Annotated in this window: 18 protein-coding genes; 11 read left to right on the forward strand and 7 right to left on the reverse strand. The window is 69.7% G+C overall.

The window, feature by feature from the left end; genetic code table 11:
- Positions 1-121 precede the first annotated feature (121 nt).
- Both BJ986_RS09795 and BJ986_RS09800 read left to right on the forward strand, forming a co-directional pair.
- Positions 122-1,714: a succinic semialdehyde dehydrogenase gene (locus tag BJ986_RS09795; RefSeq protein ID WP_179421814.1), complete on the forward strand. Its 1,593-nt coding sequence runs from the start codon at positions 122-124 to the stop codon at positions 1,712-1,714.
- Complete coding sequence (locus BJ986_RS09800; protein ID WP_179421815.1) at positions 1,711-3,450, forward strand: GMC oxidoreductase; 1,740 nt, start codon at positions 1,711-1,713, stop codon at positions 3,448-3,450. Before BJ986_RS09795 ends, BJ986_RS09800 begins: the two co-directional genes overlap by 4 nt.
- 274 nt (positions 3,451-3,724) lie before the next feature.
- Here the strand turns inward: BJ986_RS09800 and BJ986_RS09805 are convergent, their stop codons facing one another.
- Together BJ986_RS09805 and BJ986_RS09810 are read right to left on the reverse strand one after the other, a co-directional pair.
- The gene (locus BJ986_RS09805) at positions 3,725-5,461 is read right to left on the reverse strand and encodes an ABC transporter ATP-binding protein (protein WP_179423711.1); all 1,737 of its coding nucleotides are present in this window, start codon (positions 5,459-5,461) and stop codon (positions 3,725-3,727) included.
- A 38-nt stretch (positions 5,462-5,499) separates the two neighbouring features.
- The gene (locus BJ986_RS09810) at positions 5,500-7,281 is read right to left on the reverse strand and encodes an ABC transporter ATP-binding protein (protein ID WP_179423713.1); all 1,782 of its coding nucleotides are present in this window, start codon (positions 7,279-7,281) and stop codon (positions 5,500-5,502) included.
- A gap of 140 nt (positions 7,282-7,421) precedes the next feature.
- Here BJ986_RS09810 and BJ986_RS09815 point away from each other — a divergent pair, with 140 nt between their 5' ends.
- The 4 genes from BJ986_RS09815 (at position 7,422) to BJ986_RS09830 (ending at position 11,022) form a co-directional block, all read left to right on the forward strand.
- Positions 7,422-8,195, forward strand: coding sequence for an SURF1 family protein (locus BJ986_RS09815; protein ID WP_179421816.1), 774 nt, complete (start codon positions 7,422-7,424; stop codon positions 8,193-8,195).
- A gap of 10 nt (positions 8,196-8,205) precedes the next feature.
- Positions 8,206-8,544 carry a DUF3817 domain-containing protein gene (locus tag BJ986_RS09820; RefSeq protein WP_179421817.1) on the forward strand — a complete coding sequence of 113 codons (339 nt, stop codon included), beginning with the start codon at positions 8,206-8,208 and terminating at the stop codon, positions 8,542-8,544.
- A 105-nt stretch (positions 8,545-8,649) separates the two neighbouring features.
- The gene (gene guaA / locus BJ986_RS09825; protein WP_337795451.1) at positions 8,650-10,230 is read left to right on the forward strand and encodes a glutamine-hydrolyzing GMP synthase; all 1,581 of its coding nucleotides are present in this window, start codon (positions 8,650-8,652) and stop codon (positions 10,228-10,230) included.
- Between the two features lie 39 nt (positions 10,231-10,269).
- Positions 10,270-11,022, forward strand: a complete 753-nt coding sequence (locus BJ986_RS09830) for a lysophospholipid acyltransferase family protein (protein ID WP_337795103.1) — start codon at positions 10,270-10,272, stop codon at positions 11,020-11,022.
- Positions 11,023-11,143: 121 nt separating this feature from the next.
- Here the strand turns inward: BJ986_RS09830 and BJ986_RS09835 are convergent, their stop codons facing one another.
- Complete coding sequence (locus tag BJ986_RS09835; protein WP_179421818.1) at positions 11,144-12,106, reverse strand: oxidoreductase; 963 nt, start codon at positions 12,104-12,106, stop codon at positions 11,144-11,146.
- Positions 12,107-12,462: 356 nt separating this feature from the next.
- On the opposite strand from BJ986_RS09835, the gene BJ986_RS16640 reads away from it, so the two are divergent.
- The gene (locus BJ986_RS16640; RefSeq protein ID WP_272955380.1) at positions 12,463-12,594 is read left to right on the forward strand and encodes a hypothetical protein; all 132 of its coding nucleotides are present in this window, start codon (positions 12,463-12,465) and stop codon (positions 12,592-12,594) included.
- A gap of 422 nt (positions 12,595-13,016) precedes the next feature.
- Positions 13,017-13,466, forward strand: a complete 450-nt coding sequence (locus BJ986_RS16885) for a ribonuclease E inhibitor RraB (protein ID WP_179421819.1) — start codon at positions 13,017-13,019, stop codon at positions 13,464-13,466.
- A 36-nt stretch (positions 13,467-13,502) separates the two neighbouring features.
- On the opposite strand, the gene BJ986_RS09845 is transcribed toward BJ986_RS16885, so the two are convergent.
- Together BJ986_RS09845 and BJ986_RS09850 are read right to left on the reverse strand one after the other, a co-directional pair.
- Positions 13,503-14,297, reverse strand: a complete 795-nt coding sequence (locus BJ986_RS09845) for an N-acetylmuramoyl-L-alanine amidase (RefSeq protein ID WP_179421820.1) — start codon at positions 14,295-14,297, stop codon at positions 13,503-13,505.
- A 170-nt stretch (positions 14,298-14,467) separates the two neighbouring features.
- Positions 14,468-14,869: a hypothetical protein gene (locus tag BJ986_RS09850; protein ID WP_179421821.1), complete on the reverse strand. Its 402-nt coding sequence runs from the start codon at positions 14,867-14,869 to the stop codon at positions 14,468-14,470.
- A gap of 295 nt (positions 14,870-15,164) precedes the next feature.
- Here BJ986_RS09850 and BJ986_RS09855 point away from each other — a divergent pair, with 295 nt between their 5' ends.
- Both BJ986_RS09855 and BJ986_RS09860 read left to right on the forward strand, forming a co-directional pair.
- Positions 15,165-15,629, forward strand: coding sequence for a cupin domain-containing protein (locus tag BJ986_RS09855; RefSeq protein ID WP_179421822.1), 465 nt, complete (start codon positions 15,165-15,167; stop codon positions 15,627-15,629).
- A gap of 157 nt (positions 15,630-15,786) precedes the next feature.
- The gene (locus BJ986_RS09860; protein WP_238338363.1) at positions 15,787-16,785 is read left to right on the forward strand and encodes a DUF2510 domain-containing protein; all 999 of its coding nucleotides are present in this window, start codon (positions 15,787-15,789) and stop codon (positions 16,783-16,785) included.
- Positions 16,786-17,158: 373 nt separating this feature from the next.
- On the opposite strand, the gene BJ986_RS09865 is transcribed toward BJ986_RS09860, so the two are convergent.
- The gene (locus BJ986_RS09865; RefSeq protein ID WP_179421824.1) at positions 17,159-17,383 is read right to left on the reverse strand and encodes a helix-turn-helix domain-containing protein; all 225 of its coding nucleotides are present in this window, start codon (positions 17,381-17,383) and stop codon (positions 17,159-17,161) included.
- On the reverse strand, positions 17,383-17,898 hold the full coding sequence (locus BJ986_RS09870) for a DUF2975 domain-containing protein (protein WP_179421825.1): 516 nt from the start codon (positions 17,896-17,898) through the stop codon (positions 17,383-17,385). The genes BJ986_RS09865 and BJ986_RS09870 overlap by 1 nt, the downstream gene beginning before the upstream one ends.
- Here BJ986_RS09870 and BJ986_RS09875 point away from each other — a divergent pair.
- Positions 17,882-18,595 carry a VanZ family protein gene (locus tag BJ986_RS09875; RefSeq protein ID WP_179421826.1) on the forward strand — a complete coding sequence of 238 codons (714 nt, stop codon included), beginning with the start codon at positions 17,882-17,884 and terminating at the stop codon, positions 18,593-18,595. The two genes, BJ986_RS09870 and BJ986_RS09875, sit on opposite strands and share 17 nt — an antisense overlap.
- Positions 18,596-18,652: the final 57 nt, after the last annotated feature.

Consider the following 18,652-nt stretch of genomic DNA (forward strand, 5'->3'; position numbering starts at 1 on the left):
GCTTTCGGGCTCCACGCGCGCCCGCAGCGGCGAAAGCTGGGCTCTCGGGGGGCGCACTGCGTGCGTGATGCGGCTAACTTACTTCTGGTAATGACGGGGTCGCCCACCTAGGCTGCGAGGTATGGCTCCGGACCTCATCGCCGACCCCGAGACCGACCCCACCGCGACGTATGCCGTGGACCCGGCGCTCGCCCGACGCCTGGCTCGCCGGGTGGTCGCGGCCCCGCGCGGGGCACAGTTCGTGAGCCACACGCCGCTGACCGGGGCGCCCTTGGCATCGCTTCCGTTGTCGACGCGGGAGGACGTCGCCTCCGCGGTCGATGCCGCGCGCGCGGCCCAGCGATCCTGGTCCCGCACCCCGATGGAGCTGCGCGAGCGGATCTTCCTGCGCTACCACGACCTCGTCCTCGAGCGACAGGTCGAGCTGCTCGACATCGTCCAGCTCGAGTCGGGCAAGACCCGGCGCCAGGCGTTCGAGGAGGTGGCCGATGTCGCCCTGGTGGCGCGGCACTACGCCCGCTCCGCCGCGGCATACCTGCGTCCGCGCCGCCGGGCCGGGCTCTTCCCGGTGCTCACCCAGAGCACGGTCCACCACCACGCCCGCGGGGTCGTGGGCATCATCAGCCCGTGGAACTACCCGCTGTCGCTCGCGATCACCGACGCGATCCCCGCGCTGCTGGCCGGCAACGCGGTCGTCCTGCGTCCCGACGAGCAGGCTTCGCTCACCGCGCTGCACGCGGTCCAGCTGCTGACCGAGGCGGGACTGCCCGAGTCGGTCCTGCAGGTCGTCCTCGGCGACGGCCCGACCGTCGGGCAGGCAGTCGTCGACCTCAGCGACTACGTCTGCTACACCGGCTCGACGCAGACCGGCCGTCAGGTGGCGACGTCGGTCGCGGGGCGCCTGGTCGGCTACTCCCTCGAGCTCGGGGGCAAGAACTCGATGTACGTCGCGGACGACGCCGACCTCGACAAGGCGGTGGAGGGTGCGGTCCGGGCGTGCTTCTCCTCGGCCGGGCAGCTGTGCATCTCCATCGAGCGGCTGCTCGTGCACGAGTCGGTGGCGGACGAGTTCACCCGCAGGTTCGTGGCGGCGGTGGGCGAGATGAAGCTGGGTGCGGAGCTCGCGTACGGCGTCGACATGGGGTCGCTCGTCTCGGCCGCGCAGCTCGAGCGGGTGGTCGCCCACGTCGACGACGCGCGCGCCAAGGGCGCCAGGGTGCTCGTCGGCGGCCGGGCCCGCCCCGATGTCGGCCCCTACTTCTACGAGCCGACGGTCATCGAGGGGGTCACCGCCGCGATGCAGCTGCGCGACGACGAGACGTTCGGCCCCGTCGTGTCGATCTACCGGGTGCACAGTGACCAGGAGGCGATCCGCCTCGCGAACGACACCGAGTACGGTCTCAACGCCGCGGTGTACACCCGCGACGTCGCCCGGGGACGTCGCATCGCGACCTCGATCGAGGCCGGCACCGTCAACATCAACGAGGGGTATGCCGCGGCGTGGGGGAGCGTCGCCTCCCCGATGGGCGGCATGAAGCAGTCCGGGGTCGGCCGTCGTCACGGCAGCGAAGGCATCCTGAAGTACACCGAGTCCCAGAACGTCACCGCGCAGTACGTCCTGCCGATCGCGCCGGTCGGCGGCATGGGCGAGGAGACCTACGCCCGGCTGATGACCGGTGCGCTGACGGTGCTCAAGGCCCTGGGACGCCGATGACCGGGCCCGACAGCGGCATCGACATTGGGACCGGCAGCGACCACGACAGCGACTACGACGTCGTCGTCGTCGGGTCTGGCTTCGGCGGCTCGGTCACCGCCCTGCGCCTCGCGGAGAAAGGGTACCGCGTCCACGTCATCGAGTCGGGCCGGCGGTTCCGGGACGAGGACTTCGCCAGGACGTCGTGGGACCTGCGACGCTACCTGTGGGCGCCGAGGCTGAAATGCTTTGGGGTGCAACGGATCCACCGTCTGCCTGATGTGGTCATCCTGGCGGGCGCCGGCGTCGGCGGTGGGTCGCTGAACTACGCCAACACGTTGTACGTCCCGCCGCGGCCGTTCTTCGAGGACCCGCAGTGGAGCGACATCACCGACTGGAAGTCCGAGCTCGCGCCGCACTACGACCTGGCCTCGACGATGCTCGGCGTCGTCACCAACCCCTGCCACAGTGTCGTCGACGACGTGATGCGTCTGGCCGCTCGCGACATGGGCGTCGAGGACACGTTCCGCAAGACGCCCACGGGAGTCTTCTACGGGATGCCGGGCCGACGCGCCCCCGACCCCTACTTCGGCGGCTCGGGGCCGGAGCGCACTGGCTGCACCGAGTGCGGCAACTGCATGGTCGGCTGCCGCGTGGGCGCCAAGAACACGTTGGTCAAGAACTACCTCGCCCTCGCGGAGCGGCTCGGGGTCACCATCGAGCCGATGCGCACAGTCGTGGGCGTCGCACCCCGCCGCGAAGGCGGGTATGCCGTGACGCACGAGGCGAGCGGCGCGTGGTTCCGCCGGGCGCGGCAGACCGTCACCGCGGACCAGGTCGTCTTCGCCGGTGGCACCTGGGGCACCCAGAAGCTCCTCCATGCGATGCGGCAGACAGGGACGCTGCCCCGCATCTCGGCCCGCCTGGGATACCTCACCCGGACCAACTCCGAGGCGCTCAACGGCGTGATGATGGAGAAGGTCAAGCCGGGGATGGACCTGTCCAGGGGAGTCGCCATCACCTCCTCCTTCCACCCGGATGCCGACACCCACGTCGAGAACGTGCGCTACGGCAAGGGCTCCAACGCGATGGGTCTCATGGCGACGATCCTAGTTCCGGGTGGGTGGCTGCCCCGGCCCCTCCGCTTCGTCGTCGAGGTCGTCAAGCACCCGGTGATCTTCGTCCGGTCGCTGTCGAAGTACCGCTGGAGCGAGCGCACCATCATCGGCCTCGTCATGCAGTCCAGGGACAACTCCCTGCACGTGCGCGGCACCGCGGGTCTCTTCGGCGGTCGCGGGCTCACTTCACGCCAGGGCCACGGCGAACCCAACCCGACCTACATCCCAGCCGGGCAGGCGGCCATGAAGGCCGTGGCCGCCAGGCTGAGTGAGGCGAGCGGGCTGAAGGCCTTCGCCGGCAGCAGCATCGGCGAGATCGCCAACATCCCGCTGACTGCTCACTTCCTCGGGGGCGTGACGATCGGTTCCAGCCCGGAGCGTGGGGTCGTCGACGGCTATCACCGGGTCTGGGGCTACCCGGGGCTGCACGTCGTCGACGGGTCGGCCGTGTCCGCGAACCTCGGGGTCAACCCGTCGCTGACGATCACCGCGCAGGCCGAGCGGGCGATGTCGTTGTGGCCCAACAAGGGCGAGGCCGATCCGCGTCCCGCGCAGGGTGAGGGCTACCGCCGACTCGAGGCCGTCAAGGCCGCCAACCCGGCTGTCACCCGCTACACCCACGAGAGCGCCAAGGTCTGACGGGCCCGCGATCTGGCGGGCCGGGATCCGACCGGCCGCCATACGACGCGCCGCGATCCGGCGGCAAGGGCGGCGGGCGACACAAACCCCTGCATTGCGCCGACCACCGCCCCCAGGTGGCGTGGCTGGAGACGAGCCGGGGGGTGGGTCTCCAGCCACACCACCCAGACAACGACCCCGCTGACCAGGGGTTACGCGGAGCCCCGGAAATTGTCCGGGCCCAGGTCGTCAGGTGATCCCGGCGTGGTCCCCGGGCCCCGAGAGGAACCTCAGATCACTCGACGACCGCGGCGTTGGGCTGGTTGCGCCACGAAGCCCACAGCGCGGCATACGGGCCGTCGGCGGCGACCAGCTCGTCGTGCGTGCCGATCTCGCTGACCACGCCGTCCTCGACGACGGCGACCCGGTCCGCGTCGTGCGCAGTGTGCAGGCGGTGTGCGATCGCGACGACGGTGCGGCCCTCGACCACGGCGGCCAGCGAGCGCTCGAGGTGACGCGCCGCGCGAGGGTCCAGCAGCGAGGTCGCCTCGTCGAGCACCAGCGTGTGCGGGTCGGCGAGCACGAGGCGGGCGAGCGCGACCTGCTGCGACTGCGCCTCGCTGAGCGGGTGCCCACCGCTGCCGACGACGGTGTCCAGGCCCTCGGGCAGCTCGGTGGCCCACTCGTGGGCGTCGACCGCGCGCAGGGCTTCCTCGAGCTCGTCGCGGGCGGCGCCGGGTCGGGCGAGCAGGAGGTTGTCCGCGAGGCTGCCGACGAACACGTGGTGCTCCTGCGTGACGAGGGCGACCTCGCCGCGCAGCTGGCCCAGGGTGAGGTCGACCAGCGGCACACCGCCCACCTCGACGCTGCCTTCGCGTGGACCGTCGATGCCCGCCATCAGCCGGCCGAGGGTGGACTTGCCGGCCCCCGACGGTCCGACGATCGCGAGCCGCTCGCCCGGACGCAGGTCGAGTGACACCCCGCGCAGGACGTCGTGGCCCGAGCGGTAGGCGTAGCGCACGTCGTCGACGGCGAGGTCCGATCCCGCGGGCTGCTCACCCGTGGCGACGCGGTCCGGCGGCACGTCGCCGACCCCGATGACCCGGGCCAGCGAGGTCGCGCCGACCTGGATCTCGTCGAGCCAGCCGAGCACCTCGTCGAGCGGGTTGGTCATCTGGTGGATGTAGAGGGTCACGGCCGTGGCCGCCCCCGCGGTGATGTGGCCGTTGATGGCCAGCCAGCCGCCCCACAGCACCGCCCCGGCGGTGGGGACGTAGTAGCCGAAGACCACCGCCGGGAACCAGTGCAGCCGCAGGCCCAGGGTGTAGCGCTCGGCCTGGAAGCACTCGCGCAGCGCCTCGTGGAACCGCGCCCGACGGACGCCGGTGAGCGAGAGGGCGTCGATGGTGCGGGCACCGTCGACAGTCTCGGCGACGACGCCGTTGAGCTGGGCGTACGTCGCCCGCTCCCAGAGGTACCCGTCGGAGGCGTGCCGCAGATAGCGCCTCGTCGAGAACCAGTAGAACGGCAGGCCCAGCAGGATCGGCAGAGTGGCCAGCGGTGAGGTGAACAGGGCGGCCACCGTCGTCATGAGCACCGTCATCGACGCGACGAACAACGAGGGGATCCCGAAACGCACGACGTGCGACAGCGCCTCGACGTCGTTGGTGGTGCGGGCGACGAGGTCGCCGGTGCCAGCTCGTTCGACGGTCGACAGCGGCAGGTTGACCGCTCGCCCGACGAACTGCTCACGCAGCTGGGCGAACACCGTCTCGCCGAGGATGAACGACCACCGACGCGCCGCCCAGGTCAGCCCGGTCTGGGCGACGACGGCGGCAGCGAGGCCGATCGCGATCCGGTCGACGGTGCTGGTGTCGCCGTGGCTCGCGGTGACGACGTCGACCAGCCGGCCGACCAGCCACGGCGCGGCGAGGGCGGCGAGTGCGGCCAGCGCGTGCAGCCCCAGGACGCGGAGCACGAGGCCACGGTGCTGGCGCGCCAGTCCGCGGGTGTGCAGCCAGACGCCGCGCATGTCGGCGATGGGCAGCGTCCGTCGGGCGTGGTCGGTGATCACTGGTCGTCCTCCTCTGCGCGGTTCACGATCTGTCGGTATGCCGGGTGGGCCAGCAGCTCGCGGTGCGTGCCGGTGGCGATGGCGAGACCGTCCTCCAGCAGCACGACCTCGTCGGCCTGGCCGAGCAGCAGCGGGCTGACGGTGGTCACCACGGTGGTGCGCCCGCGACGGTGCTCGGCGAGGCGTTCCGCGATCCTGGCCTCGGTGTGGGTGTCGACCGCGCTGGTCGGCTCGACCAGCACGAGGACCGGCGCGTCGGTGAGCAGGGCCCGCGCCAGGGCGAGGCGCTGTCGCTGTCCGCCCGAGTAGGAGCGGCCGCGCTCCTCGACGGTGCCGTCGAGACCGTCGGCGACCGCGTCGAGGACGTCGAGTGCGCTCGCGGTCGTCAGGGCCGCCATGACCTCGCAGTCGGCGCCTGCGCCCGGGCGACCGCCGTTGCTGGCGCCTTCATCGCGGTCGGTGGCCACGCCCGACCGACGGGCGCTGTCGCCGAGCAGCTGCTCGCGCAGGACGCCGGTGAACAGCCGCGGGTCGGGCTCGCTGACGACGATGTGGCGGCGCACGTCGGCGATCGACAGGTCGTCGAGCCGGGTGCCACCCCAGGTCGTCTGGTGCGGACCGGGGCCGTGTCGACCCAGCCGGTCCGCGAGCGACGCCGAGTCCTCGGGGCGGGCCGACACGATGGCCGTCAGCAGCCCGCCGCGCACGACGGTGCCCGACAGGGGGTCCACGAGGTCGGCGTCGTCGGCGGGCACGGCGGCGGTGCCGGTCCGCGAGGCGTCGTGGTCGGGCTGGACCGCCATGACCCGCAGCATCTTGCCCGCCGCGATCTGTGCCCGGATGCCGCGGTCGACCACCTCGATGGCGGTCTGCAGCGGCATGGTGAGGAACGCGGTGTAGCCATAGAAGGCGACCAGCTGGCCTGCCGTGATCTGACCGGCGACGGCCTCGCGAGCGCCGAGCCAGGTCACCAGGACGACGAAGATGCCGGGGATCAGCACCTCGGCCGAGTCGAGCGCCGCCTGGATGCCGGCCACCTGGAACCCGCGCTCGCGCACCCGCGCCGACTGCTCCTCGTAGCGTCGCAGGAAGGTCTGCTCACCACCGATGCCACGCAGCACCCGCAGGCCTGCGACGGTGTCGGCGCCGAGCGTGGTCAGTCGGCCGGCTTCCTCGCGCTGTCGGGCCTGGCGGCGCTGGAGAGGACGCACGATCAGGCTCAGGCTGGCCAGCATGACCGGGCCGCCCAGCAGCACCAGCCAGCCGAGGGCGGGCGAGGCCGCGAGCAGGATCGCGCCCACCACGGCGTAGCTGACGACGGCTCCGGAGAACCGGCCCATCACGTCGTACAGCCCGCCGAGGCGCATCACGTCGTTGGCGAACACCGCCACCACCTCGCCGGAGGGCATGGTCCGGGTCAGGGCCGGCCCGGCCCGCTCGGCTCCCTGTGCGGTGAGCTGCGCGCCGCGGTAGGACGCGAACAGCCAGTTGTAGACGGCGAAGTAGTGCCGGATCGCGGCCGTGGCCGCGCACGTGGCCCCGAGCCCGATCAGCACCAGGGCCCAGCGCAGGAGGCCGCCGAGGTCTCCCGGGACGATGCCGTCGTCGACCCCCTTGCCGACCGCGGCGGGCACCAGCGCGATCGCCAGCATCCACGCCATGCCCGCGAACATCCCGAGGAGCTGGGTGCGCCACTGCTTGCGTGCGACCCAGAGCATGAACCTCGTCGTGCTGCGGGTGTCGGGGCGGCCTGGGTCAGGGAACGGGATCGTCTGCATCAGGGTCACCACCGTAGGCCGCGGCGCCGACGCTCCGACACCGGTTTTCCGCGCCACCGGGGAGTGGGGCGGCATCGTGGCTGGAGCACAACGCCGCGGCCTCGTCCTCGACGCCCGGGCGCTTCCCGTAGCCTGACCCGGTGCTGCGAACCGCCCTCAAGCCCCGGTGGCTGGGCCTGTTCGCCCTGCTGCTCGTGATCATCGCGGCCTGCACCCAGCTGGGCCTCTGGCAGCTGCACGTGGCCCAGGACAAGGGCTTGGCCGACGCGCTGCGCAAGGCGCACGAGGCCCGCCCGGCCCTGGTCGAGGCCGTCATCCGCCCGCACCAGGCCTTCCCGAACCCCCAGTCCAACCGTGCCGTCACCGCCATCGGCACGTATGCCGCGACCGACCAGTTCCTCGTCGGCCCTCGCCGGCTCGGGGGGCGCACCGGCTACTGGGTCGTCACCCCGCTCGACGTGACCGCGACGGGTGCCAGGCTCGCCGTGGTGCGGGGCTTCGTCACCGACGTCAGCCGGCCAGTGGCGCCGCCGGCCGGACCGGTCAGTGTCGACGGCTCGCTGGCGCCGGGGGAGGCTCCGGCCGCGGCGCCGTCCGGTGTGCCGGGGTGGCCGCGGCCGGCGCGCGGCTCCATCGACTTCTCGCTGCTCGTCAACGACTGGCGCGGGGAGCTCTACAACGCCTTCGTCTTCGCCCAGACGGAGAGCACCGGCACCGGCGCCGCGATCCCCGTGCCCGCGGGCCTCGAACGGGTGCCACCACCCGCGGTGACCGGCGGGCTGAAGTGGCGCAACGCGGCATACGCGCTGCAGTGGTGGGTGTTCGGCGGCTTTGCCGCGTTCATGTGGTTCAGGATGGTGCGAGAGGATGCCCTACGTGACCCAGCCCTCGAAGGAGACCCAGAGCGTGAGTGAGCCAGCCAGCATGAGTGACATCAAGGACCCGGTGTCCACGCGCAAGGCCCTGCGCTTCTTCAAGGTGATGGCCGTGCTGTCCGGCCTCGCGCTGTTCGTGCTGATCGGGATCATCGTGGTCAACGGTGGTTTCGGGAAGGGGGGCGCGTCCGCGGTCTGGAGCCCGATCCACGGGTTGATCTACTTCGTCTACGTGGTGTCCATCGCCAACCTCGGGTTCAAGGTCGGCTGGAGCCTGCCGAAGATGGTGCTCATCATGCTCACCGGGTTCGTGCCGCTGCTGCCGTTCTGGGCGGAGCGACGGTTCGCGGGTGAGACCGAGGCGCGGCTGGCAGCGGGCCGCCGGTAACCTGTGCCCGTGAGCGACCCCGCAGCCGCCGACGTGGTGACCACTGACGTGACCCAGGCCCAGGACGACGACCGGGTCGAGGCCCCTGACGGCGAAGTCGTGGAGGTGCCGACCACGCCGCTGCAGGCGCGTCCGGTGCTCGTCGTCGACTTCGGCGCGCAGTACGCGCAGCTGATCGCGCGGCGGGTGCGTGAGGCGAACATCTACAGCGAGGTCGTGCCGCACACGATGAGCACGGCCGAGCTGCTGGCCAAGGACCCGGCGGCGATCGTGCTCTCCGGTGGCCCTTCGTCGGTATATGCCGAGGGCGCCCCCGAGCTCGACCGGGCCGTCCTCGAGGCCGGCGTACCCGTGTTCGGCATGTGTTACGGCTTCCAGGCCATGGCCCAGGCGCTCGGCGGCACGGTGGCCCACACCGGGCTGGGGGAGTACGGCGCGACGCGTGCCGCGGTCTCCGACACCGAGTCCACCCTGTTCAACGGGCAGCCCTTGGAGCAGTCGGTGTGGATGAGCCACGGCGACTCGGTCACGGAGGCGCCCGCGGGCATGGCGGTGACCGCCTCCACGGCGGGCGCGCCCGTCGCGGCCATCGAGGACGACGAGCGTCGCCTGTACGGCGTGCAGTGGCACCCCGAGGTGATGCACTCGACGTTCGGCCAGCGGGTGCTGGAGAACTTCCTCTACCGCGGCGCGGGGCTCGCTGGTGACTGGACGGCGGCGCACGTCGTCGAGGAGCTCGTCGAGTCGATCCGGGAGAAGGTCGGCGACTCGCGCGTGCTGTGCGCGCTGTCCGGTGGTGTCGACTCGTCGGTGGCCGCAGCGCTGGTGCAGAAGGCCGTGGGCGACCAGCTGACCTGTGTGTTCGTGGACCACGGGCTGTTGCGCGCGGGGGAGGCCGAGCAGGTCGAGAAGGAGTTCGTGGCGGCCACCGGGGTCGACCTGGTAGTCGTCGACGCGCGCGAGCGCTTCCTGTCGGCGCTGGCCGGAGTGACGGACCCGGAGGAGAAGCGCAAGATCATCGGGCGCGAGTTCATCCGGGTGTTCGAGCAGGCGGCGCGTGACGTCGTGGGTTCGCGCGGCGACTCCGACCACCCGGTGGAGTTCCTCGTGCAGGGGACGTTGTACCCGGATGTCGTCGAGTCCGGTGGTGGCACGGGGGCGGCCAACATCAAGTCGCACCACAACGTCGGAGGGCTGCCCGAGGACCTGCAGTTCAAGCTCGTCGAGCCGCTGCGCTCGCTGTTCAAGGACGAGGTGCGGCAGGTCGGGCTCGAGCTCGGAGTGCCGGAGGCGATCGTCTGGCGCCAGCCGTTCCCGGGTCCGGGGCTCGGCATCCGCATCGTCGGTGAGGTGACCGCCGAGCGGCTCTCCATCCTTCGGGCGGCCGACGCCATCGCGCGCCACGAGCTGTCCTTGGCCGGCCTGGACCGCGACATCTGGCAGTGCCCCGTGGTGCTGCTGGCTGACGTGCGATCCGTTGGCGTGCAAGGGGATGGGCGCACCTATGGTCACCCGATCGTCCTGCGCCCGGTGTCCTCCGAGGACGCCATGACGGCCGACTGGACGCGCGTGCCCTACGACGTGCTGGCCAAGATCTCGACCCGGATCACCAACGAGGTGCGTGAGGTCAACCGGGTCGTGCTCGACGTCACGAGCAAGCCGCCCGGCACCATCGAGTGGGAGTAGATATGCCTCGGGTATGCCGCGTGGCTGGCCAGGTGGCGCGTGCGGCCCGGTAGGGAGCGCGGCCTGAGCACAGCCGCGGTCAACGACGCGCTGAGCCGGGCGGTGATGCGGCACGTCCTCATCGGGCCACCGCTCAAGCTGCTGACCGGACTGCACGTCGAGGGGCGCGCCAACGTCCCGCGCGAGGGCGGCCTCATCGTCGCGTCCAACCACCTGTCCTTCATCGACTCGATCGTGATCCCGCTCGCCTCGGGCCGGCAGGTGCACTTCCTGGGCAAGGCGGAGTACTTCCAGGGGTCGGGGCTGCGGGGGGCGGCGGTCCGGTGGTTCCACTCGACCGCGGGGACGATTCCCGTCGACCGTGCCGATCCGCGGGCTGCTGCTGCATCGCTCGACCTCGCCGAAGAGGTGCTGCGCCAGGGAGAGGCGTTCGGCGTCTACCCCGAGGGGACCCGTTCGCCCGACGGCCGCCTGCACCGCGGCCGCACCGGAGTCGCCCGGATGGCGCTGTCGACCGGGGCGACCCTGCTGCCGTGCGCGGTGATCGGGACGGACAAGGTGCAGCCGGCAGGCTCCAACGGTTTCCGACCGGGGAAGGTAACCGTCCGATTCGGTCAGCCGGTCGACGTCGCAGGCCTCTCCGCTCGCTTCCAGAAGGCCGCGTTGTTGCGGGCCATCACGGACGCGACCATGGACGCGATCGGCGAGCTCTCCGGACAGGAGCGCTCTGGGATGTACGCCTCCGACGTGAAGTCTGGGATGGGCACGGGAGCACGCGGGCCTTCGGCCTGACCCCGTCGACGCCCGTCTGGCCTAGGGGATTGGGCGGTGCGGCTTTCCGCCGCCTGTCACGCGGACCGATGAATCGCGAAAGCCGGGCACCTTCAGGCCCGCGCCATTCCGCTCGGCGAGTTCAGCTCCGAGGGGGATCCGTGAGGCCCGGGGTCCGACCGCTATGGCTCTCGGGCCCGTCTTTGCCCCAGATGTCGAACGGCACGCCCGTGAGCTCCTCGCTGATGGTCCACAGTCGACGGGCGAGGTCGGGGTCGCTCGCCAGCGAGCTGAGTTTCGCTGGGCCCACCTTGCCGCGGACCTCACCGGGCCCTTGGGGCCCGCTGTACGAGCCCGCGGCAGCCGCAGTCGCGGCATACAGGATCGCCTCGGCTCCGCCCTCGGATCCCGGAAGCACGAGGCGCATGAGGGGCGGTGCAAAGGTGCGCACGATCCATCGCGCCCCCATGCCGTCGCGACTCGCGACGAGGTTGGTGACGGCCACCCCCGGGTGGGCCGCTGTCGACGTCAGTGGTGATCCCGCCGCAGTGGCCCGGCGGTGGAGCTCCAGGGCGAACAAGAGATTGGCCAGCTTGGTGCGACCGTACGAGACCCTCGGGTCGTAGCCCTCCGGGGGATTGCCATCGACGACCCGGTCGTCACCCTGGTGGTGTGCCACTGAGGCCACGGTCGTCACTCGCGGTGAGGGAGCCGCCAGCAAGGCGGGCAGCAGTCGAGCCGTCAGCGCGAAGTGCCCGAGATGGTTCGTCGCGAACTGCAGCTCGTACCCGTCAGCGGTGGTCCGGCGCGTCGGGGGCGCCATCACGCCGGCGTTGTTCACGAGCAGGTCGACCGGGCCGTCGATCCGCGCTGCGAACTCGCGCACCGACTCCTGGGACGCCAGGTCGAGAGTTTCGACGGCGGTGCTGCCGGCAATCCTTGCGGCGGCCGCGCGGCCCGCGTCCAGGTTGCGGACCGCGAGGATGACGTGAGCGCCGTGTTCGGCCAGGGTTCGGGCCTCCACGAACCCGATTCCAGAGTTGGCGCCGGTGACGATGGCGGTCGTACCGCTCAGGTCGGTGATCTCGGTGGGCTTCCAAGCCATGGTCCACTCCCGCGGGTCGTCGGCGCCCGCGGGTGATCGCCGGCCCCTGGAGCGTATGCCGTGCGAAGGTCCGGTCTCGTCGTCGCCTCCCCGCCGCCACCGTGAAGGTTCAGAGGCATGTGGCGGGGACCCATTCACCACCAGGGGTCTGTCCACGCACGACGGGTCTGCTGAGCACGGGCACATCGCGGATCAACTCACCTTCGTGACAGGAAGGAACGCATTCATCGAGGACTGGTGGAGCCCGACACGAGGTGGCACCCGATCCGCGGGCCGATCCCGGGGGCGCCCGCAGCAGCACGGCGTACTGTCGAGGTACGGAGCCATCCAGGCTTCCTAGCGCCGGGAGCACAGTCATGGCCGACAAGTCACCTCGACAGCACATGGCCCAGAAGGCGAGCAAGTCGATCAAGGAGAAGCGGGCCGACAAGCACGCCAAGGCACAGGCCAAGGACCACCTCGAGATCGGCGAGATCCGCAAGAGGTAGGCCCCGCCGAGGCACCCGGCTCGCGCGTCCCACGGGCACATCGGTGCTGGCCGCCGCCGGGCCGGTGCTGGCCGCCGCCGGGCCGGTGCTGGCCGCCGCCGGGCCGGTGGTGCCGTCGCGGGGCCCGACCCCTGCCCGCCTCTCGATGGGGCATGGGTGCCATGGCCTTCGTTGGGCGCCTCGACCGAGACTGACACGGGGTCCGGTGTCTCTGTCACCGCTCCGGCAGACTTGGCCGCCAGGCTGAAAGTGAGCGCGCAGCGACCACCCCAACCCCGTTCTCCACCTGTGAGAGGTGTGGCCGCGAGTCTCGCTCGGTCGCCTGCCCGACGGCTGCGTCTTTGCTCCGCCAAGAGGCGCGCGTGAGTGGCGATTCTCGAGTTGGGTCATGCCCGCGGTGACCAACTGGCAACCTTGAGGCCATGGGACTCTTTTGGCGTAACAAACTGGCGTCATTCGACACCGGACACGCAGGTGACGACCAGACTCTGACTCAGTTGTCGCAGATGAGCGGTCTGACTGCTCCGCGTCGCTGGGTGCACTACCCCTACTTTGCCGACGAGGCCGGGGTGCGTGAGGCGGCTGGAGTGGTGGCTGCCGCGGGGTGGGAGTTGCAGAACGTCGCCGAGTCCGCGGCCGGTGGCCCCGATTGGGTCGTCATCGCTGAACGGCATGGAGCCGTCACAGATCCAGACACCGTTCGCGAGCGCGAGCCTTCTTCGAAGGCGTCGCTCAACAGTGGCCGGGCGGCGACTACGACGGCTGGGAAGCCAGCGCCTAAACCAGTCGCTTTCGGGAGCAAAAGTGAGGGCGTCTATCCGCCGGCTACGTCGCACCCCGCGGCGACCGAGGCGCACGGCGGGCAGGACTGAGCTCGATCCGCTGCTCCGGATCGGCGGCGACCCCTATCAGGGGGTGCACCCGACAACGGCGGGACCGATGGAGTGTTCGACACCGCGGACGACGGACGTCACGTAGACGCTGATGTCGTGGGAGCTCAAGCCGCTGCTCGTAGTCCGACCGAACTCGTTGTAGACCCACGGCACATGTTGCGCAGACAGCATCACGATGGGGATGGTCCCGTACGAGCCCAGGTTGCGCGACGCCGCGAAGTGGTGCCCGGCGTACAGGCCGATCCAAGTTCCCTGTAGGGAGTTTCGCACCTTCTGGAACTGCACTCCGTACGCCTTGCTCTTGGCGGCCACGGCCGGGTTGTCGAAGACCCGGCGCGTCGAGTTCGAGTTGTTCTGCCGGTAACCGCCCTGGTTGTCGTAGTAGATCTGACCGGCGCCGATGTTCGCCTTCGCGTCGGTGTGCAGGCTGACGGCGATGTCTGCGGGCTTTCCGGAGTTGGCCGTTTCTGCCGCGTTCCCCTTCTGCCAGAGGGTCCGGCGCAGCCTGTCCGGGTTCGATGTCCGGGACAGGACGACCTTGTATCCGGCCTGCTCCAGGAGCGCCTTGGCGCGCAGCGCAACGGTGAAGACGTTGGCGTCCTCACCGCCGCCGCTGGTGTTCTCGCCCGAGTAGATACCCGTCGAACCGCCTGACGTCGCCTTGGTCGGCGCCACGTTCGCCCCGTGGCCGGGGTCGAGGAAGACCACCGTGCGGTGGCTGACGGGTAGCCCGGACGCACAGGCACCCAGCGGCCTCGCGGCTGCCACCGCGCCCGGCGTCCCAGCCATCGCCGGTGTCACCACAGCCATAACCCCCGCCGCGCACCAAGCCGCCACTGCCAACGTCAGCCGCCTCGCTCGCGATCGACTCACGACATCTCCTCCGGTGGCCACCGCGACGCGCTCACGCCGTGGTGCACAGCACGCTACCGGCCGAGTCGTGTCGACGTGAGCAACATGCCAGTGCCTCAAACCGTGGGTCAGCCGGCCTCGTGCGCGAGGACTTGCTTCACGAGCGCGAGGTGGGTCCGACGTTGATGCTGAGACCCGGCATCGCCGTGGCCGCGGACGAGCCGCCGACGTAGTTCGTTGAGGAGCTCCTGGTTGGTCGCGAACCGCAGCGCGAACGTGGGCTCGCCCTCCTGGTTCTTCGGGAGCCCGCACGCGACACCTGCCGCAACGACCATCTGCCGGTAAGGCAGGTCGAGGGACGTCGAGAGTTGCCTGAGAGTATGCGCGTCGGGCATGGCAGGCAGCTGCTCCCGCCCGACGAGGTCGACGACGACGTCTGCGCTCAGCCCGCTCTCGAGCGTGAGCCGGGAGACCGACCACCCCAGCTCGAGCAGTCGGTCTTCGATGAGGATGCCGAGTTCATTTGCCATGATCGCCCCTTGCATGGAGTAGGTCGGAGGACACCTCAGAACAAATCATCACTGCGCTGCCCAGTAGTTCGGTGCAGGCCGTGCCCCGGATTGCCCGGATCGCAGGCGTGCGCATCCGCCCCATGTCCAAACCCCCGTGCCGCCGCTTTGGGTGGCTCCCCGCTCAAGCAATGGCCCCAACCTTCCCCCTAGGACTGCTGCCCTATCAACGAGCCGAAAGAGCGTCGGTTACGGCTCGCCAGCCCGCCTGATCTTGAGCATTCCGATGGGGTCCGGGCAGGGCTACGGTCAAACCATGAGCATCACCGACATCGGCCCACGTCCCCAGTCCTTCGACCTGGAGACCGAAACGCTTGAGAACACGAACTACCGAACCGTGGCCTGGAGTGGCACCTACCTGCAGGTCACCCTCATGTCGATTCCGGTCAACGGCGACATCGGACTTGAGAAGCACCCCGCCACCGACCAGTTCCTGCGACTCGACCGCGGCCGGGGTCGCGCCCAGATGGGCCCCGCCAAGGACGAACTGACCTTCGACCAAGAGGTCACCGACGGCTGGTGCATCCTCGTTCCCGCTGGGAGCTGGCACAACGTCACCAACATCGGCGACGAGCCCATGCAGCTCTACACCGTCTACGCACCGCAACACCACAAGCCGGGCAAGGTGCACCAGACCAAGACCGACGCTGACAACGACACGGACGACGAACCAGCCGAATGGTCGGTTCAACCACGCGCGGCGGAGGACGAGCACGCCTAGCCTGAGTCGCCGCGATTGCCGCGTCTTTCGGCCGCATGGGGGCTGGAGCCCCTCGAGCGAGGCCAGATGGCTGCTCCCGGAGCGACGATTCCGGCAAACCCTCACATTCAAGGTGGTAGACCGATAGATTGCGCTCAACCAAGGGGATGTGGACGAGATGGCCGACACCACAAACGCTCCAGCTGGCTGGTACCCGCAGGGAGATGGCCAGCAGCGGTACTGGAATGGCGAGTCGTGGACTCAGCACTTTGCGCCGAGTTTGTCGACCCAACCAGCCAGCCGGCCATCATCGAAGCCTGCGCGGTTGGCCGGGCCTGGTAGCCGCCCCTTCGGCAAGGCCGCCGCATTCGGCTGGGGAGGTCTGGCCCTCACGGCTGTGATCGGCGCGCTGAGCTCCGGCTTTAGCGGCGCCGCAATTTTGGCGGGGCTATTCACCTTCGTGCTCGGGGTGATCGCCTTGGCTCGCGGCCGCATCGGTTGGGCCCGACTGCGCAGCCGCGGGGCAGCCGGGGTCGTGATCGGTGCGGCCTTGGCGCTACTCACCATCGGTGCAGTGGCCGCACCCCCTCCCGCGCCCTCATCCCCTGGATTGCCTCTGACGAGCCGCGCCGCCGCACCCGCCAGAAATGCCGCAGCCGAAACGACAACAGCAGATTCCGCGGCCGCCGAGGTCGCGGCCGCAGCGGCCGCGGCTGCAGCGGACAAGGCCGCTGCGGACGCTGCGGCGAAGGCTACAGCCGACGCAGCTGCTGCGACCGCGAAGGCAGCTTCCGACGCCGCAGCCAAGACGGCAAGGGATGCGGCAGCAAAGCAAGCGAAGGCGGTAGCCGCAGCCTCGGCGAAGGCCCAAGCTGCCGCGCAGGCGAAGGCTGCGGCACAGAGCAGGGCGCAGGAGGCCGCTGCTGCTTCGGCAAAGGCAAAGGCGGCTGCACAGGCCAAGGCGAGCGCATCCGCACCACCCCCACCAGCCGCCACGTCCTACGCCAACTGCACTGCCATGCATGCAGTTTACAAAGGCGGTGTGGCCCTGCCAGGTGCGGTCGATCACCGCAGCAATGGCGGCCACGCGAAATACGCGCCTGTTTACAACAGGGCGCTCTACGAGGCGAACTCATTCAGCGACCGCGACGGTGACGGGATCGCCTGCGAGGCGTGATTCGAAGCTCGGTTTGGTGATCATCTTGTCCTGCCGGGGCAACGACGGGCCAAGAGCTTGGCGCTTGCAATGGGACTCTGTGGTCCGGTGCGGGCCGGACGTCTTGCTCTTCCAGCGAATCAATACCTTTCGGGTGTTCGCCTCCTGAACTGCCACGTTGCCGGACGCCTGTTACCCCAGCCGTAGAGCGGCCACACCGATACGAAAGCGGTGCAAGGGGCGGGGCAAGAGATGAGGCGGGGCGTTCATGATTCAAGCCTTGGGGTCTGGACTCGCGGTTCGGGGGGCGATCCGCCGCGATTGCCGCGTCTTTCCGTCGCCTATCGGTGCGCTTCCGTCCTCTATGCCGATGAGAGTGCGTGCGCGGGCGTGGTCATTTGCGCAGGCTGAGCAAGTCGCTCGGAGTGCAATTCAGGGCGTCGCAGATCGCCGTGAGTGTGCTGAAGCGGATCGCCTTGGCGTGGCCGTTCTTGAGGATGGAGAGGTTCGCGACGGTCAGGCCTACCCGCGACGACAGCTCGACCAGAGTCATCTCTCGTTTCTCGAGAAACTCGTCGAGGTGGACCGCGATCCGATGGTGGTCGGGATTCTCTGCCATCAGATGACGGTGTCGAGTTCGGCTCGCATGGCCACACCCCGGTCGAGGATCCGTCCGAAGGCGGCGAAGATCAGGCCGACCGCGAGCCATCCCAGCGGCGTGTCCTGAGGCCTGAAGGTGGGCAACGAGGTCAGCATCGTCGCGGCCAGAACCCCTTGCGCGACCTGGCTGAGGATCCAGGTCCCCGTGCCGCCGATCGCTGTGAGCTTGGCGAGGGTCGCCAGCGCCCGGGCGTTCTGTGCGGTGAAGGGGTCAAGGTCCTGAGCGGCGCGCACAAGGTTGGACATGCGACGGCCGATCTCTGCAATGAGGAGGAGGCCGGGCACCTCGGTCAGCATGTGCAGCAGCCGCTGCCCCAACGACGGGTCGTGGATCTCGAACGGTGACCAGCCGGAGGGATCGGCGCCGACGCCGGTCGCGACTCCGCCGATCCGCTGCAGGCCGGTCAGTGCCGCCCCTGGCAGATCCTGGATCACGGGTGACCCGGGGATGAAGGCAATGACCAGCACCGCCACCGCAAGGCACAGCGCGGCGATGTGGACGAGCTTGGCGGTGACGTGCAGCCAGCGCAGCCAGGTGTTGAGGCTTACGGTCATCAATGCTCCAGACGTATCGAAAAACAATATGGATATTGAAAAACGATATGGCCGACGGTCGCCGTCGTCAACCCCTTACTTTGACTGCCGAGTCACCACGAGACGTAGGAAGGTCAAGAGCGCTGCGATCTTCGCAGCCTTCGCCCTGTACGCCGCCTTCCTGCTGAAGCTGCTTCTCTTCTCTCGCGTCCCGGGCTCCGAAAGGTCCATCAACCTCGTCCCGTTCGCGAGCATCGCGGCATACGCCTCCAGCCATGCTCCCGGAGCTGCGAGAACAGGATTCGCAAACATCGTCGGCAACATCCTGATCTTCATCTCGCTGGGGTTCTACGCCTCATGGCTCCGACACCGAGCGACCACAGCGCGAATCATGCTGATCGTCGCCTCCATCAGCGTCGCCGTGGAGGTCCTTCAGGGGATTCTCGGGGTGGGAGCATCCGACATCGACGATGTGATGCTGAACAGCGTCGGAGGGTTCATCGGCATCCTGGCCTTGACACTGCTTACCGCAACCTTGCGCACGCAATCTCGAGTACGGTCCGCCGTTGCCGCACTGTCCCTGCTTGCGATACCGGTCTGGTGCTACCTCCTCGTCGTCATCCGACTTCATATGTGACGACAGGAGGGGGCAGTTGCCCTGGGCGTGGCAAGGCAAGAGGCCCCCACCTCGGTG

This window comes from Pedococcus badiiscoriae, assembly GCF_013408925.1.
Taxonomy (GTDB): domain Bacteria; phylum Actinomycetota; class Actinomycetes; order Actinomycetales; family Dermatophilaceae; genus Pedococcus; species Pedococcus badiiscoriae.

Excerpts from the sequence above, each read along its gene's own strand:
- BJ986_RS09805 (WP_179423711.1), bottom strand. The coding sequence starts at position 5,461 with ATGCGCGGCGTCTGGCTGCACACCCGCGGACTGGCGCGCCAGCACCGT.
- BJ986_RS09800 (WP_179421815.1), top strand. The coding sequence starts at position 1,711 with ATGACCGGGCCCGACAGCGGCATCGACATTGGGACCGGCAGCGACCAC.
- BJ986_RS09865 (WP_179421824.1), bottom strand. The coding sequence starts at position 17,383 with ATGGCAGAGAATCCCGACCACCATCGGATCGCGGTCCACCTCGACGAG.
- BJ986_RS09845 (WP_179421820.1), bottom strand. The coding sequence starts at position 14,297 with ATGGCTGTGGTGACACCGGCGATGGCTGGGACGCCGGGCGCGGTGGCA.
- BJ986_RS09835 (WP_179421818.1), bottom strand. The coding sequence starts at position 12,106 with ATGGCTTGGAAGCCCACCGAGATCACCGACCTGAGCGGTACGACCGCC.
- BJ986_RS09795 (WP_179421814.1), top strand. The coding sequence starts at position 122 with ATGGCTCCGGACCTCATCGCCGACCCCGAGACCGACCCCACCGCGACG.
- BJ986_RS16640 (WP_272955380.1), top strand. The coding sequence starts at position 12,463 with ATGGCCGACAAGTCACCTCGACAGCACATGGCCCAGAAGGCGAGCAAG.
- BJ986_RS09860 (WP_238338363.1), top strand. The coding sequence starts at position 15,787 with ATGGCCGACACCACAAACGCTCCAGCTGGCTGGTACCCGCAGGGAGAT.
- BJ986_RS09820 (WP_179421817.1), top strand. The coding sequence starts at position 8,206 with ATGAGTGACATCAAGGACCCGGTGTCCACGCGCAAGGCCCTGCGCTTC.
- BJ986_RS09875 (WP_179421826.1), top strand. The coding sequence starts at position 17,882 with ATGACCAGCACCGCCACCGCAAGGCACAGCGCGGCGATGTGGACGAGC.
- BJ986_RS16885 (WP_179421819.1), top strand. The coding sequence starts at position 13,017 with ATGGGACTCTTTTGGCGTAACAAACTGGCGTCATTCGACACCGGACAC.
- BJ986_RS09855 (WP_179421822.1), top strand. The coding sequence starts at position 15,165 with ATGAGCATCACCGACATCGGCCCACGTCCCCAGTCCTTCGACCTGGAG.
- BJ986_RS09810 (WP_179423713.1), bottom strand. The coding sequence starts at position 7,281 with ATGCAGACGATCCCGTTCCCTGACCCAGGCCGCCCCGACACCCGCAGC.
- BJ986_RS09850 (WP_179421821.1), bottom strand. The coding sequence starts at position 14,869 with ATGGCAAATGAACTCGGCATCCTCATCGAAGACCGACTGCTCGAGCTG.